Genomic DNA, 15,260 nt, shown 5'->3' with positions numbered 1-15,260 from the left:
TAATTTTTGTCATACAACTTGAACAGCTCCCGTCATTGCCAATTGTGTGCCAACAAGAATGGTGTTTTTTTGACACCAATTTGTCGGTACAGAACCGCTTGTGATCGATTCATGATCAATATAGTGATTAGACACAGTCAAAGCGGGCCCGTTCTCAAGAAAAAAATGGGCGCTCGCTCAATCGTCTTGTCCAATTTGGTGTCATTTTGAGCTTGGTGAAAAAATGATCATGGCGCGAAAGCCGCTGTCCCATTGGGTAAAAAGGCGAAGCACTGAGCCAATTTGAGGGCATACCGTAATTTTCTAAAAATTCAGGCTGATGCCCATAGCAAAGACATCATTTTCGTCTCTGAGCTTGTTTTTTCGAAACTGATAGTCGAGTTTGAAAGCAATGTTTTCTTGCGGTCGATAGTTTAAACCAACAGTGGTGAGGCTGCGGTTCAGTTCAGGGTCAGCGGTTGTTCCGGTAGGTACTTCGGCATTGAGGTCATACTGAGAATAGTTCACAAAAAGGGGCAATGAGGATGTTCCTCTTCTAGAGCCCAAAAGGCGGAGAAGATCAGCTGCGAGGCAGATATAATAGCCATTGGCTTTTTCTGGAATAGAAGGGTTCCCAGGAGCAATGATGGAAATAGAATCAGCATCCTGTATCCTTCCTTCCGAAACAAGAGCTGAAAAAGTAAATGCCCGCCAGGACATTTGCAAGTGGCCTTCGTAAAGGCTTACAGTTCCATCGTTGATCGTTGGCTGATCCTGGCTTGTTGAGCCGACAAAGGCGGAGATTCCGATAGTTCCCCAGGACGAGATAAGATCGAGTCTTCCGACGCCAGCCAAGTTCTCAGCTTTTGCGAGCTGACCATTTTGTCGTCCACCACGAATGAAGGTCCCCTCTGTAAAATATTTTCCGGAAAGTGAATTGTAGGCGGCCAGTTGATAGTGGAGTTCTCCTTCGTTGCCCCAGAGGGTGATTCCATTCTCACTCCAAGGGGACGGGATAATGTAAGTCTCAATCTCAGGCCTGTGGACACTGTAAAAAGAGAGCCCATCCTGTCGTGGGTTGACCAAGCCAAGCGGAATGAATTGCTGACCAACTCGGAGATTAATTCGTGGAGTGTAAAGTAAATCGAGATAGGCGACTTCGACTCGAGTTTGTCCTTTTTGACTGGAACCTGCAGCATGAACTTCGCTCCCCGTATTTTCAAAGCTGAAGCGTGAATTGAAAATGATATTTTGGTTGAATCGATAAACTATGAGTGGACTTAGCCTTGAGGTGTTCACAACAGGTGATTCCAGCTCTCTGTCATCAATAAAATTTATCAATTCGGCACTGAGGCCAAAGCTAAGAGGAGTATCTCTTGATGAAGAGACACTTAAAGATGTCTCATGTTTGTTGGGCAAATTGATTTCGGTACTGGAGTCCTTAGCTTCTTTGCTGATGTTTTGAAGTTGATCCGATAGCTTTTTGATTTCATTTTGAATTGTTCCCTGTTGGATTTGGATGAGATTGAGTTCTTTTGTGATGTCCTGACCCTGATTTGTCGGGAGAGGGTTTATTGAATCTGCAGCTGGTTGTTGATTCATAACTGGGGTTTTGCTCGCCTGAGGGTCTGTCGACTCATCTTTGAGGTTGAGATCATTCGGCAATTGTGATTGAGGTTGTCCCTGAGCCCATCTGTCGAGTATTCCCGAACAGAGTAAAATAAAAACGAGAAATGTAAGTGATTTAAAACTTGTCTGTGCTCGAGACAAAAAAATTCTCCATAAAAAGCGAGTCAACTTAAAGATTGTCTCCGCTGTTCAAATGGTGGCTGTACGGTACTCTCTCGATTGTCCTTAAGCATTCCTGATGGGTCAATTCTCTGATTTAACTCGGCGTGAATTCTATCCTTAGTGGGGCTTTAGACCATTCTACCGTCGCTTTTTTGCATTTTGAGGTCGAGCCTCTTTCGGAAAACTACCATTTTTCAAGTAGCTTTGGAGCATCACCGCAATGAATCGTCGGCAAGAGCCCCCACAAGCTCCCACCCCGGCAGTGGTCGCGTCATAAATGTGATTTAGGTCGTGGCAGCCCCGGGAAATCGCTTTTTCAATCGTTTCTTGATCCACGTTATTGCAACGACAAACGATTGGACTCTGGCGACCTCTACTCTGGCCGAGTTCTTTGCCTCTTTGCAAAGGGCTCCCTCTGGGCGATTTTGACCCTCGGTTCATGAGTCATTCCTTAAGATCTAGACTTGGATGGGTCTGGCAGAGCCAAACGGTGAAGAATCTGATCAACCACTTCGATTTTGAGATCTTCGTACTGACCCATAAGAAGGGCTCCTGCAGCGTAGAGATGTCCGCCACCTTGAAAGCCTTCGGCCACACCGAGTATCTCAATTTTTCCTTTGCTTCGGAGACTGAGTTTGTAGACTCCGGAGCTTTCCTCGCGAAACAGTGCTGCCGCTTGGAGAGAGTTGATATTCATGATCATGTCTATGATGTCGCGCGAGTCGTCCATTTCGAGATCATGATCAATGAGATCCTGACTAGCGAGTTTTAAGACGGCCAAACGTGCGTTTCCAAAGAACTCAATTTTGGCCAACATCTTTGAAAGGAAGGCAACTTTTCCAACTGAATGTGTGGAAAAAAGATATTGATGGATTTCTTCAGGATTGCGTTCGTATTCAAGAAGGTCCGCACAGATCAGATGTGAAGTGGGTGAGCTTTTCACGTAGCGGAACAATTGAGTATCAAAGGCGATACTTGTATAGAGGCAACGTGCGATTTTTTCATCGAGGCGAACACCCAGGCCCTTTACGATGAAGTAAGAGATCTCTCCGGAACTCGCGGCTCGAGTATCGATAAAGGAGCCCGGCGTTGGTTCTGGGCCTTTATTCAGAACAGGATGATGATCAACGAAGAGAATTTCCTTGCACTTGGCTTCTAATTCTTTGTACAGCGGCTCAACCAAGCGACGGTCATTGGTGTCAAAGATGAGGGCGAGTTCTGTGTTTTCGAGCGGGCGATGATTTTCTGAGTAAACCTCTAAGTAGCGATCGGGCTCAAGAAAGGCATATTTAGTTGGAACTCTATCGACCGCCAGAACTCGAACCTTGTGCCCACTTTTGCGGAGGGCATGAAAAAGACCAAGCATGGCCCCTAGTCCATCGCCGTCACATTGCTTGTGGGTGGTGAGAACGACTGACTTCACTGATTGGATTTTTCTCACCAGACTATCGACATTTAAATTATTTAGACGTGGGGTTAAGATATAGGCCTCCCTCTGATACCCATTTTCTTCATTCTCTTCGGAGTTATGATCGATGTGACTAAAGAGTTTTTCGCTCCGAATGCTCAGTCTATGAAAAGGCCCGCCCTCTGGCCAGTTAGAAACCGTTGCAGTGATCCTATTTATTTATTTTGTTTTATTGATCGGAAGTGTCATAAACCTGATCAAAGTCCTGTCGCAGCAAATTTCCGCCATCCAATGAGAGTATGGTAAAAAATTTCAAAAATTCCCTCTCAAGTGTTCTAAAAGGCCTTTGAGAATGAATCCTCACGAATTTAGATTGAGGGGATCTCTCATAATCCTTAGGATATCTAAACTATTTACATTCCCTTAAGATTTTCTTCTCTTTTGCTATTGTTTGCCCCGCAGAATTAAATATAATGGCCCCCTTTTGGATCACCTTTTGACGGGAGTGGAAATGGCGACTGATAAACAGCCCATGACCTTTGCGGGTAAGAATAAACTTGAAACGGAACTTAAACGTCTTCTTCAGGTCGAGAGACCCAGTGTTATTCGGGCAATAGAAGAGGCTCGTGGAAATGGTGATTTGAGCGAAAATGCGGATTATGACGCGGCCAAGGAGCGCCAGGCCTTTATTGAGGCACGAATTTCGGAAATTCAAGGAAAGCTGGTGGCGGCAGAAGTGGTTGAACCAACATCCATAAAAGCTGATCGCATTGTCTTTGGGACGACTGTTGTGCTTCGTGACCTTGAATCTGAGGAAGAGGTTACCTACCAAATTGTCGGTGAAGATGAGGCTGACGTAAAGGCAGGTAAAATTTCCGTATTTTCTCCGCTTTCGCGATCAATGATTGGGAAGCGAACAGGTGACTTAATTGAACTCAAGAGCCCAAAAGGGGAACGTGAGTATGAAGTGGTCAACTTCAGGTATATTTGATTTATCCCCAGCTTTCTGGAAAATGTGGCAGTGCATTTATCAGCCTTTCAGTCTTGGAGCGTGAAATTTGGCAAGACACCTTTCTCGCTCAGATAGCGGGTCGCAGTTCCCCTTGGTGGGATTTCGTAGTGGTTGGCTTCTCTTCTCAGTTGGTTTAACATTTGCTTTTGTTGTGGCATTTTTGCTGAAGACAATATTGAGTCCGGCGCAAATCCGCTATTGGATTGAAGAGTCCCTGGATAGTGCTGACTTGCCTGTTCGAATTGAGTTTTCTAAGGCGCGGATCGAATTTTCACGGTCTTGGTTGCCCTGGTTAGGCCTTGTTATTGATGAAGTCTCAGTACAAAGCTCTGATGCCTGTCAGTCTTTGTCAGAGTTCAGATCTGAATATGTTCGAATCCCTTTGTCTCCCGCTGCTCTGATCAGCAAGAAAGTGCACTTTTCCAGTCTGAATTTCGGAAACAGCCAGCTTAAATATTTGCCAGGGAATTGTTTCTCGCAAAAAGAATATGATCCACTCGACTCTCAAAATATTCTTGACCAAGGGGCTGGCAAGAGAAGCAGTCAGAGCAATAACCAAGCAGACCAAATGGGCGAAATAGGGCAAGTAGCCGAGAAAGGTAGCGAACCTGGAGATAGGATGGTGTCTTCAGTTGGAGAGCTGGCGAAGAAAAAGTCGTTTTTTTCACTTGTAGATTCATCTTCAAAGAACTTCCCTTTGGATCCAGTTTCTATCAAAGTTGTCGCTCAAAAATACGCTCAGGGTTTGCAGAAGTGGGAAGAACAAGTTGTATCCGTTCTTGATTCTATTTCAGTCCCGCGATTGGAGTTTATTGATGGCAGAGGTAGTGAGTGGACGGTGATTGTTCAGAACGCGCATTTTGCGTGGAAGAACCTGGGTAAGCGCCAAGGTTTACAGGCATCGGGAGGAATCGTCATTGATGCAGGAACCGTCAGCAGTAATGCTGCAGGGCCTGTAACTCGGCCCCTGGCATTTCATATTTTTTTAGCCCCTGACCTGAGTCAGGTTGAGATTTCGGGGAACTATAAAGAGGGACTCCTACGCTGGAATGCTGAAGTTGATTGGCTTTCTTTGACGACTCAGATCTCTCTTGATCAAAAGCAGATTCCTTTGAATCCTGTTTTAAATTTTTTCAAGGATCGTCGCTTCATCAGTGAAGATATTCAGCCAAAGTACCTATGGTTGAATTGTCATTTGGCCTATTCAGGAGAAATTCTCGATTTAGAAACCAAGCCTTTGCGATTAGAATCCTGCTTCATGAGAGGAGATATGGGTTCTGTCAATATTTTGGAGGGATCCTGGTACCCTTGGAGAACTCCGATGTTTGATCCACTTCGGATAGACCTGAAGGATCTTGACCTTCAAAAAACCCTTGAGGCTCTTCAAAGAACTGGGCCCAGCGGGATTTTCAGTCGTTTTGGGCTTCTCGACGGTCAATTGATTTACGAGTCTTCTCAGGAGGTGAAATTTTCTGGCGAGATCCGAGATCTTGAACTGTCCTTTTCAAATCGAGGTGTGCGGGGCAAGCAGCCTGTCAAGAGTTTAAAGGGGGAGCTGATTCTAAAAAAGGAGAGGATATCGGGAAACCTTTTTGACATGCAATTGGAGGGTGGAGATTTCAAAGGGCAATTGACATTTAATGTGGATCGTGACTTTCGAAGTGGTGCAATTCAGATGGCCATTGATCGTTTGGAATTCAACAAATCGATTCAGAATTTAATGGTGGGTGGTGAAATAAGCCGCCTATCGGCCTTTGGTCAAGCTCGTGTTGAAAATGGGGATGTATCATTTTGGAGAGGTGATGTAGGCATAGCTGAGATCAAAGGTAGTGGCTGGAGACTTCAGGGCATAAAGATGAAAACAGATTTTGTTAACAATTCATTTTCATCGCTGGTCAGGGCAAAGAAAATCAGTTTCCCAGCGGATGAACGATTTTATCAGGCTTTTAGGCCTTTATTTCTGGATGAATTGAACTTTGATGACGGCGTTGGGCTCTCGGATGTGAGCGGAAAAATGCAGCTTTCTCGGAACAGCGGAAGTTGGGAGAAGGTTAGGGCCAGTGCACCTGGCAAGATTGTGCTTTCTTCAAACGGAAAATGGGATGACTCTCGCAGATTGACTGGAGATATTGTCGTCGATTTTCCGAAGATTAAGAAAATGCGCTGGGAGGTTGCGGGCTCCTTGGATTATGTTCAAGTTCGGCCAAGTGCAGCCATGTTGCAATTGTTGAGCGAGCGTCGTCCGGAGCTGAAGAAGCCGGATACAGTAGAATTCATACGCTCCAGCGAGCTGTTGGTGAAAGAGATATCTGAGCAGGGCGTAGAAAAATTTAAATCCCTCGGAAAAAAAGTGATGGAGACGGCTCGCAGAATTGTTCCAGAAGACACGGCGAACAAGAAGTTGGACGTCACGGGAGATCAAGGTCAGAAAAATCAGAGTGGGACTGATGGCAAAAAATAACAAGACCAATCTATCTGACCTACTGCTTTTTTCAGGTACTGTAGTTAAAAATCCTAAGGAGTTGATCGCGAATCAGACGGGCTGTTTGCCCAAAAGCTTTGGAGAGCTTATCACCAAGAGTTTTTTTCTCCTTCATTTCCAAATAAAAAATATCCTTTTCCTTCATTTTTTCCATTACAAGTTCGTCGCTCGTTTTGATTTCATCTATTAAACCAAGGCTGAGCGCTCTTTCGCCAAACCAGTGCTCGCCGGTTGCTACAGTTGCAAGATTGAGCTGGGGGCGACATTTGTGAACGAATTCTTTGAAGAGAAGATGCGTGTCTTCGATCTGCTCTGTGAATTTGCGTCGACCCTTGTCGGTTATTTCCCCTAACATGCTGATCGTGCGCTTGTATTCTCCGGCAGTGATTTCTTCGTAGTCAACATTGTGTTTTTTTAGAAAGCGATTAAAATTAGGCACCTGTGCCACTACGCCAATGGATCCGACAATAGCAAACGGGGCGGCCAGGATGCGATCTCCGGTGCAAGCCATGAGGTAGCCTCCGCTCGCAGCAACTTTATCCACACAAACAGTCAAAGGTATTGATTTCTGACGGAATCTCATCAGCTGTGCCGCAGCCAATCCGTATCCGTGAACCATACCCCCCGGGCTTTCAATCTTCACAATGACTTCGTCATTTTGGTTCATAGCCAAGATAAGAATAGAGACTTCCTGGCGTAGCCGATCCACTTGATCAGCTTTCATATCTCCGTCAAACTCGAGTACGAAAACACGAGCTTTTTTCTCGGTCTTTTCATTTTTTGACTTTGATTTTAAATCCTCCTTTTGTCGCTTGAGTTCTTCCTTCCATTCCTTTTTAGTAAAAATGGACATCTTTAGAAGATTGGCGTAACCGGTTAGTTTCTCCCCCAAATTGTAGATATCTAGATGTTCCCTCTGTTCTTGTTGCTTTCGAGAAACCAATAGGGCGATGCCAATAATGACAACGAGAAAGCCTGCGACGATGACAGCGATCTTTGCAGCGAAAACGCCGACTTCAAATAGGTACTCCATGGACTCCTGCTTTCTTTGAAAATGATAACATAGGTCCACTCTCGATTTAGGTCGAGAGGAAACCCTTGAAAATTTTCCTTTTCGGGTACATTCGGGCAAAATCAGGGGTATGACAATAACAATCGTATCAGGAATAACAACTCTGTTTCTTTTGGTTTCAAACTTTGTTCTGCCAGCGATCGCTCAGAACAATCGGCCTGAATTAGACAAGGCTGAGTTCGATGTAAAGGTACGAGATCTCAACGAGCGTTTCAAGGACTTTTATATCCATCGTGAAAACAGAAAGCGGCAGTTGAGTGATTTGCTTGATTCAGCAGATGAGTATCGTCAAAAACGATTGGTAGAAGATGGAAAATATGAAGAGTTTCGACGCGAGTATAAGATTCTCCAGGGAAAGAAGTCTCCTCCGGAAGATTTTGAGCCCGAGTATTTGAAGATGCAAAAGGACAAAGAGCGTCTGGAGGATGTCGCGCGCCAAGCCTATGTGAGAAGGCGTAGGAGTTTGGAAAAAATTCGCGAATCTGCCAATCTTGTTCCAGAAAATGAGGACGTAGGCCTTTCTGATCCTATTGAGGACTTGCGTTAGAGATTTTTTTTGAAATCTAAGGGTGAGGCGGTGGCTGTTCGTTCGGCAAAATTTGCGTGAAAGTCAGGCCTGTAAGGCGCTTTATCCCTCGTATCAAATGCCACATGACCAGCATTGAAAAACCCATGAGAGGCAAAGCGATAACGACGAAGCCCATCCAGGTCATCCGAGCTATTTGGTCATTGAGAATTGTGCTTTGTTCAAGATCCGATAGCTTTGGATCAATTGAGACAAATATTCGAAAGGCCAGAATAAAATTTAAAAAACTACTGATAAAAAAAGACAAAGCAAAATATTGAGTCGACCGTCGCAGATGTGCCATGAAGTGGCTTTCTGTTCCGAGCTCTCGAAGGCGCTCATCAATAAGTTTGATATCAAGCACAGGCAAATTATAAGTCATTATTTTCATCAGAGGCTTTTCGGTAAAGGCCGAAAATAGGACTCCAACCCCGAGCACAAAAGGGAACGCCGCCTCTTTTACGGCAAACCAGATTCCTTCGGGCTTTATCAGAGCGAGGCCTCCGGTCAGTAAGAGATTAACTACTCCCAGAAGAGCCATCCAGCTTTTGTGGCGGCGATTCAAATAGTCCCAAATTGCGTACCCAATTGGGAAGGCCAAGGCCAAAACCAAAGCAACGAGGGGACCGCTCTCGCCGAACCTTTTGGTCAGTTGGTTGAGCACAGCAACCGGGAGGGCAATCGTCAAAAAAATAGCGACGAGAGGATTCTCCTTGGTGTTTATTTTAGGGGAAGTGGGAGTGGGGACGGTGTTATTGGTCATAAAGGATATAATCTGGCCTGAGTCTGGACCTAAGTCAATCGCGGCTTCAGGCCTTCAGTCCCTAAAGGGATCTTTTATTCAATCGGGAAATAAGGATTTCCGATGAGTAATTGTCGATAGAGGCAAAAATGGACTCGGGAAAATGGACTCAACTCGAACTCAGCTTTCTCCTGCTGGTATTTTTCCAGCTGAAACATTTTTTGGCTGATTTTCCTTTGCAAGTTGAATACATGCTCAAAAAGACTCGAGCCGGTTGGGAGTTTATCGTACCCTTGACCGTTCATTGCACGGTTCATGCAGTTTTGACAGCGTCTTTGGTGTTTTATCTCTGTCCTCGATTGTGGTGGCTGAGTGTAGTCGATTTTGTCGTTCACTTTTTCATGGACCGCATTAAATCGGGACCTCGTTACCTCGGGCGCTTTAATGACCGAGACAAGCCATCTTTTTGGAACTGTCTGGGGTTCGACCAAATGGTTCACCATCTTACGCACATGTTTATTGTGTGGGTCATTGTCACATCCGGATCGTGCTAAACGGGCCACACTTGATTCTTGATTGTTGTTCCAAACTCCAAGGGCGCCTGGCTGAAGCAAATCTCAGGAGTCCAGGATCTTCAAACATGCGTCCGGCAGCAGCGCTCACGTTGTGAGCACTGCACCAAGCCGAACTCGATCCTGAACCCCTGAGATTTACTTCAGCCAGCTCCCTGTGTCTCTTGGACACAACCGAATCACCGAGGGCTTGCGGGCCAGCCGCTGCATTAAAAGCAAGATCCTTCTTCTCGAAGCTTCCACTGTCATTTGTCATGGACGACAGATTATTGATTTTTGCATGAATCGAATGCCGACCAAGGGGAGGTCAATATCAATCGCCACATCCGCAAAACCTAGTGTACAACGAAAACCTCCAGAAGCCTTAAAGATTATATGTCATGTTCGACCCGAAGTTGGAATCCTTGGTAGTGGCCCGCAAGCTCTCGGTGATTCGGTTGTGTCCAAGAAGAGACACAGGGAGCTGGCTGAAGTAAATCTCAGGGGTTCAGGATCGAGTTCGGCTTGGTGCAGTGCTCACAACGTGAGCGCTGCTGCCGGACGCATGTTTGAAGATCCTGGACTCCTGAGATTTGCTTCAGCCAGGCGCCCTTGGAGTTTGGAACAACAATCAAGTGGGCCCGTTCACATATCTCTCAGTCCTCAACGGCCCTTTTTTTCCAAGTGGAGCTCACCCTTTTCTTCGGTCGCCACAACAGAGCCTCCCTTTTCGAGGGAACCAAACAGAATATCGTCAACGAGGGGGCGTTTCAGATGCTCATCAACAATTCGAGCAAAGGGTCGGGCTCCATATGCTGGATCATGGCCTTTATTAAATAGCCACTCTATTGCGGAATCGGAAACATCTAATTTGATTTTTCTTTTTTTGAGCTGCTCGGCGAGTTCATTGACAAACTTCCGGACAACTTTGAGAAGGATTGGCTTATCAAGATTGCGAAATTCTACTGTTGCATCGAGACGATTGAGGAATTCAGGACGAAAGAGCCTTTTGATCGCTTCTATGGAGCGGGCGCTCCCCTGATCTGGGTTAATCCCCAAACCTCCTTTGCTTGCCTCGAAGGCCCCAGCATTGGTGGTCATAATGAGGGTCACATGACGACAATCGGACACGCGACCGTTTGAATCCGTGAGTTTACCGTTGTCCATGACTTGTAAAAGAATGTTAATCAAATCGGGATGAGCCTTTTCAATTTCATCCATCAAAAGAACTGAGTAGGGGTTTTTAGTGATAGCATCCGTGAGCAGTCCACCTTCTTCATAGCCGACATACCCGGGAGGAGCCCCAACCAATCTTGATACTGTGTGCTTTTCCATGTATTCGCTCATATCAAAGCGAAGAAATGGGACTCCCAGGTGCTGGGCGAGCTGTTTGGCGACCTCAGTCTTGCCAACTCCCGTTGGCCCTGCAAACAGGTAGCAACCAATTGGTTTGTCTTCTCTGCTCAGGCCCGTACGTGCAACTTTGACGGCCAGGACCAGCTTTTTAATGGCACTATCTTGCCCGAAAATAAGCGACTCCAATTTTGGTCTTAAACTGCGCAAGAGTTCTTTGTCGTTTTGAGAAACGGATTCAACTGGGATTTGGGTCATGGCACTCACGACCCTTTCAATGTCAGCGGCCCGAATAACTCTTGTTTCGCTATTTAAGGCACGTATTCGAGCGGAGGCACCAACTTCGTCAATGATATCAATTGCCTTATCAGGCAAGTGGCGTCCCTGGATATATTTTGCCGACAACTCAACTGCCACTCGAATGGCACCCTTAGCAAATTTAACATTGTGGTACTTTTCGTAGTGACTTTGTAAACCCTCTAGAATTTTAATCGCTTCTTCGATCGTTGGTTCCTTGACCTCTATTTTTTGAAAACGGCGCGCGAGCGCCCGGTCCTTCTCAAAATGATTTTTATACTCTTTGTACGTTGTTGATCCAATACAGGCGAGACTGCCATCAGTGAGTGCTGGTTTGAGCAAATTCGAGGCGTCCATAGTTCCGCCAGATGTACTTCCCGCCCCAATGACTGTATGAATTTCATCAATAAACAAAATGGCATGATTTTGCTTTTTCAATTCGCCGACAACGGCCTTGAGTCGCTCTTCAAAATCACCCCGGTATTTAGTGCCAGCAAGAAGTGAACCCAAGTCTAAGGAATAAATCACGCAATCACTTAGAACATCGGGAACCTTGTTTTCAACAATTCTTTGCGCGAGCCCATCAGCAATAGCGGTCTTTCCAACTCCAGCTTCTCCGATGAGCAGAGGATTGTTCTTCGTTCTTCTTGCAAGAACCTGAATGACCCGATCCAAGACATCTTCACGTCCAACGAGTGGGTCAGTTTTTCCGGCTCTGGCCTTTTCATTGAGATTGGAGCAAAAGGCTTCGAGGGCGGATTTTTTTTGGCCGCTGTCCTCAGAGGGAGGGAGGCCATCGATGGCTCTCTGGTCATCGTTGTCTTGGGATGGTGGAGGCAGAGATGTTCGGCCATGAGAAATGTAATTGACCAAAGAATAATGAGTGAGTCCTTCCTCCTGCAAATAATAGAGGGCATGGCTCTCTTTCTCATTAAACAAAGACACCAAGAGATTGGCGCTGGTCACTACGCGCTTTCCTGAGGACTGTACCTGGATAGCGGCCCGCTGCAGGAGGCGATGAAAGGCCATCGTGAGTTCAGGCCGCCACTCTCCCTCTTTAGCATGAGGCGGACTTTCCAATTTGGGACAGTGATTAATGATGAAGGATTTGAGGTTTTTTGAGAGATCCACTAGATTCAGTCCACAGGCTTCTAGAATCTCAATGGCGTCCGCATCTTTTTCGATGAGAGCTAACAACACATGTTCTAATGTCACATATTCATACAAGCCATCGCGAGCCGACTCAACCGCATAGTTGAGAGCTCTTTCAAGTTTTGGATCAATCATAGAAGTCTCCTCTTAGGTCTTCTCCATAACGCATTTTAGGGGATGTTGGCTCTGGCGTGAGAACTCATGGACCAAATAAACTTTTGTTTCAGCGATTTCGTGGCTAAAAACCCCCGCAACTCCAGCTCCCTGATTGTGGACTTGCAACATGATATTGTTAGCTTCAGCCTCAGATTTTCCAAAAAATTTTTTTAAGATCTGAACCACAAAGTCCATAGGAGTGAAGTCATCGTTGAGGAGAACAACCTTATAAAGGGAAGGTTCCTTTGTTTTAGATTTCGATTTGGTCAGTGTGCCAGTTTGAGATCCTGTGTCGTTTTCCGAAGCAAACAGAGGACCCCCATCTATTCTAACTGGAGGCAAGCCTCCCCCCAATGCTGGGCTTAAAGCCCGAACGCCACTTAAGACCTTGGACCAGATTCGCATTTCGTTCCTCCCAAATGGATCTCCGAAAATCGGGATACTAAAAAATACCTCAAGGCACCACCTGTTCTATTATGAGTCCAATTCTGCTTTTGTAAAGAGGAGTTAGAGCCGGGCTGCACGTGGCGCTGCTTCTTGTTTTTGCATCATTTCAGGACATCGGTCTGGCACTTGACCGAAGAAATTGACGGATATTGTCACTTCCCCCTGTCAGCCAGATGCCATAAACTTTTACTCAGTTGAAAAACTCCCGAGTTGCAAGGGGTTGGGGACTGTATATTGATTTTACGGAGGAAGTGGGCAGAGGGAATATTCTCAAAATGAATTATGATTGGGATAGCAATCTGTTTCAAATCAAAAAATGATGATTCAAAACAAAACATATTTTCGGCATCGAGTTTGCTCTTAAGAATATTCAAGACTCAGGTAAAGAAATTCTCTGAAAGGTTCGATAGGGAGTGACAGATTGAGAAGAAATGAAAATATGAGAAGAAGTGAAACTTTTAAATTTTGAATTAGGAAGTATGAAGTAAGAGGGTAAATAAACTAAAACTGTATGGTGAAATAAACCAGAACGTAATAAGGAGGAATAATGAAAAGAATTACTAATAACGCAAAGGGCTTTTCTCTGATCGAGCTGATGATTGTGGTAGCAATCATTGGTATTTTAGCTGCGGTTGCAGTTCCAAGCTTCCAGCGTTTCCAAGCTAAAGCGAGACAATCCGAAGCAAAAACACTTCTCTCGGGATTGTATACTGCTGAGAAAACCTACAAAATGGAGTGGGGAACTTACCTTGGAGATTTCCGAAATATCGGATACGACCCCAACGGTAACTTACGCTTCCGAGTTGGTTTCTCTGGTGGTGGCGTAGTTAATATCATCGGTTATCAAGGTCCAGGCGTTGCAGCGGGTGCGGCTTCTGTTCAGTTCAATACTTCCGTGTATTGCCCAGCTTCTACAAACTGCACAGAAACTCCATTCGGTCTAGCCTTCGTCGCTATCGCCGGTGACGTTCCTCCCACTACAACAGTTTTCACAGCGATTGCATCTGGTGATATTGATGGTGATGATGCCATTCGAGACACTTGGTCGATGGCAGAAGATAAAACTCTTCTCAACTCTATCGTGGATCTGTAGACCAGTTATTCACCAGGTCTTTTCTTAGAAGAGTTAGTTCGAAACGAGGAAGCCATCAGAGCTTCCTTGTTTTTTATTTAGATCGGTTCGGAGTGTGAGCGGACTTTCATTGCAATTGAGTAAAATGAATTGTGACTTATTCGCAGTTGTGGAATCATGATGACTGGGGTGCGGGGTCCATAGGTTTTGATTCGGTTCTTCTTCGTTTTGGACTCGAGGAAAAAGGGACATGAAAACTGTTTTGTACTATATAGTTGCAGTCTTCGGATCTTTTTACGGGACGTATTATTTCGGTATGCAAGTGGCGAATCAATCCGAGGATCGCCATCCAATGCTTCTCCCTCCTGAGAACATCGAACATTTTACTTTTGGCTATGGAGATTCCATCGCCGACAGCCTCTGGATTAGAAGCATCCAGGACATGGAATTTTGTGGGGCGACAGCTGTGACAGCTCAGGTCAGTCAGTTTGATGAACCCAAATCGTCCGTCCAAACGGACCCTACTGGCACTCCGAAGTCGCCAGCCCAATGCAAGAAGGGCTGGGCTTTTCATATGCTAAATGAAATAACTGATCTGAGTCCAAAGTTTGAAATCGTGTACACCATGGGGGCGACAGGATTGAGTATCCTTGTTGATGACCGGGAAGGAGCGGAGATCATTTTTGACAAAGGGGTTGTTGCTTTTCCTCGAGTTTGGCAGATCTCTTATACGGCCGCCTATCATGCTCTTTTTGAGACAGGAAACTTAGAGAAAGGGGCCAGGCTTCTTAAGCAAGCCGGAGATTCGGGAGCTCCTGGATGGGTCTATTTTTTGGCAACCCACGTTTACTCCCAGGCTGGCCTGGCTGAGCTAGGAAAGGCAGTCGTAGAGGAATACATACAAAAATTCCCCCCTGACGAGGTGCCTTTGCGTGCAAAGCAGAGGCTGGCAGAAGTTGAGGCCATCCTCCGCAAGGAGAGAGGCATTTCATCGCTAACCCCATCTGATTCAGCGGATTTAAAGAAATAAAGGGCAGGCCACCACCCCCTGATAATGTTTGGATTTTCAGGGCAAACCTGATCCTTTTGTCCTTCATCTGGAGTCCCCTGCCGATTTTTAGTTAAAATATGAGAATATTCGTTGTGTTGGCCTTGACGTGGCTAGAGAAAATCCCAAGTTG

Annotated in this window: 14 protein-coding genes; 6 read left to right on the top strand and 8 right to left on the bottom strand. The window is 45.6% G+C overall.

Annotated features, from left to right (window positions below):
* Positions 1-303 precede the first annotated feature (303 nt).
* From IPL83_11185 to IPL83_11175, 3 genes are all read right to left on the bottom strand, one after another.
* Positions 304-1,749: a hypothetical protein gene (locus IPL83_11185; protein MBK9039708.1), complete on the bottom strand. Its 1,446-nt coding sequence runs from the start codon at positions 1,747-1,749 to the stop codon at positions 304-306.
* Between the two features lie 159 nt (positions 1,750-1,908).
* On the bottom strand, positions 1,909-2,211 hold the full coding sequence (locus tag IPL83_11180) for a (2Fe-2S)-binding protein (protein ID MBK9039707.1): 303 nt from the start codon (positions 2,209-2,211) through the stop codon (positions 1,909-1,911).
* A 10-nt stretch (positions 2,212-2,221) separates the two neighbouring features.
* A complete protein-coding gene (locus IPL83_11175; GenBank protein ID MBK9039706.1) occupies positions 2,222-3,193 on the bottom strand; it encodes a DHH family phosphoesterase in 972 nt (323 codons plus the stop codon).
* A 496-nt stretch (positions 3,194-3,689) separates the two neighbouring features.
* Here IPL83_11175 and greA point away from each other — a divergent pair, with 496 nt between their 5' ends.
* Both greA and IPL83_11165 read left to right on the top strand, forming a co-directional pair.
* Entirely contained in the window at positions 3,690-4,169 is a 480-nt protein-coding gene (greA, locus tag IPL83_11170) for a transcription elongation factor GreA (GenBank protein MBK9039705.1), read from the top strand.
* A 67-nt stretch (positions 4,170-4,236) separates the two neighbouring features.
* The gene (locus tag IPL83_11165) at positions 4,237-6,651 is read left to right on the top strand and encodes a hypothetical protein (protein MBK9039704.1); all 2,415 of its coding nucleotides are present in this window, start codon (positions 4,237-4,239) and stop codon (positions 6,649-6,651) included.
* 31 nt (positions 6,652-6,682) lie between these two features.
* On the opposite strand, the gene sohB is transcribed toward IPL83_11165, so the two are convergent.
* Positions 6,683-7,705, bottom strand: a complete 1,023-nt coding sequence (gene sohB, locus IPL83_11160) for a protease SohB (protein MBK9039703.1) — start codon at positions 7,703-7,705, stop codon at positions 6,683-6,685.
* Between the two features lie 109 nt (positions 7,706-7,814).
* Between sohB and IPL83_11155 the strand changes: the two genes are divergently transcribed.
* Positions 7,815-8,291 carry a hypothetical protein gene (locus tag IPL83_11155; protein MBK9039702.1) on the top strand — a complete coding sequence of 159 codons (477 nt, stop codon included), beginning with the start codon at positions 7,815-7,817 and terminating at the stop codon, positions 8,289-8,291.
* A 16-nt stretch (positions 8,292-8,307) separates the two neighbouring features.
* Here IPL83_11155 and IPL83_11150 read toward each other — a convergent pair whose 3' ends face one another.
* A complete protein-coding gene (locus IPL83_11150; GenBank protein MBK9039701.1) occupies positions 8,308-9,072 on the bottom strand; it encodes a hypothetical protein in 765 nt (254 codons plus the stop codon).
* Positions 9,073-9,200: 128 nt separating this feature from the next.
* Between IPL83_11150 and IPL83_11145 the strand changes: the two genes are divergently transcribed.
* Positions 9,201-9,605 (top strand): DUF3307 domain-containing protein, encoded by a 405-nt coding sequence (locus tag IPL83_11145; GenBank protein ID MBK9039700.1) that lies wholly within the window; start codon positions 9,201-9,203, stop codon positions 9,603-9,605.
* Here IPL83_11145 and IPL83_11140 read toward each other — a convergent pair.
* The 3 genes from IPL83_11140 to clpS form a co-directional block, all read right to left on the bottom strand.
* Positions 9,586-9,879, bottom strand: coding sequence for a hypothetical protein (locus tag IPL83_11140; protein ID MBK9039699.1), 294 nt, complete (start codon positions 9,877-9,879; stop codon positions 9,586-9,588). The two genes, IPL83_11145 and IPL83_11140, sit on opposite strands and share 20 nt — an antisense overlap.
* A 386-nt stretch (positions 9,880-10,265) precedes the next feature.
* Entirely contained in the window at positions 10,266-12,539 is a 2,274-nt protein-coding gene (gene clpA, locus IPL83_11135) for an ATP-dependent Clp protease ATP-binding subunit ClpA (GenBank protein MBK9039698.1), read from the bottom strand.
* Positions 12,540-12,551: 12 nt separating this feature from the next.
* Positions 12,552-12,965: an ATP-dependent Clp protease adapter ClpS gene (clpS, locus tag IPL83_11130; GenBank protein MBK9039697.1), complete on the bottom strand. Its 414-nt coding sequence runs from the start codon at positions 12,963-12,965 to the stop codon at positions 12,552-12,554.
* A 589-nt stretch (positions 12,966-13,554) separates the two neighbouring features.
* On the opposite strand from clpS, the gene IPL83_11125 reads away from it, so the two are divergent.
* Together IPL83_11125 and IPL83_11120 are read left to right on the top strand one after the other, a co-directional pair.
* Entirely contained in the window at positions 13,555-14,100 is a 546-nt protein-coding gene (locus tag IPL83_11125) for a prepilin-type N-terminal cleavage/methylation domain-containing protein (GenBank protein ID MBK9039696.1), read from the top strand.
* Between the two features lie 229 nt (positions 14,101-14,329).
* On the top strand, positions 14,330-15,109 hold the full coding sequence (locus tag IPL83_11120) for a hypothetical protein (protein ID MBK9039695.1): 780 nt from the start codon (positions 14,330-14,332) through the stop codon (positions 15,107-15,109).
* Positions 15,110-15,260: the final 151 nt, after the last annotated feature.

Source organism: Bdellovibrionales bacterium, from assembly GCA_016716765.1.
Classification (GTDB): Bacteria; Bdellovibrionota; Bdellovibrionia; order Bdellovibrionales; family UBA1609; genus JADJVA01.
Note: the sequence above shows the minus strand (reverse complement) of the source record. Positions and strands in the feature narration are given on the sequence as shown.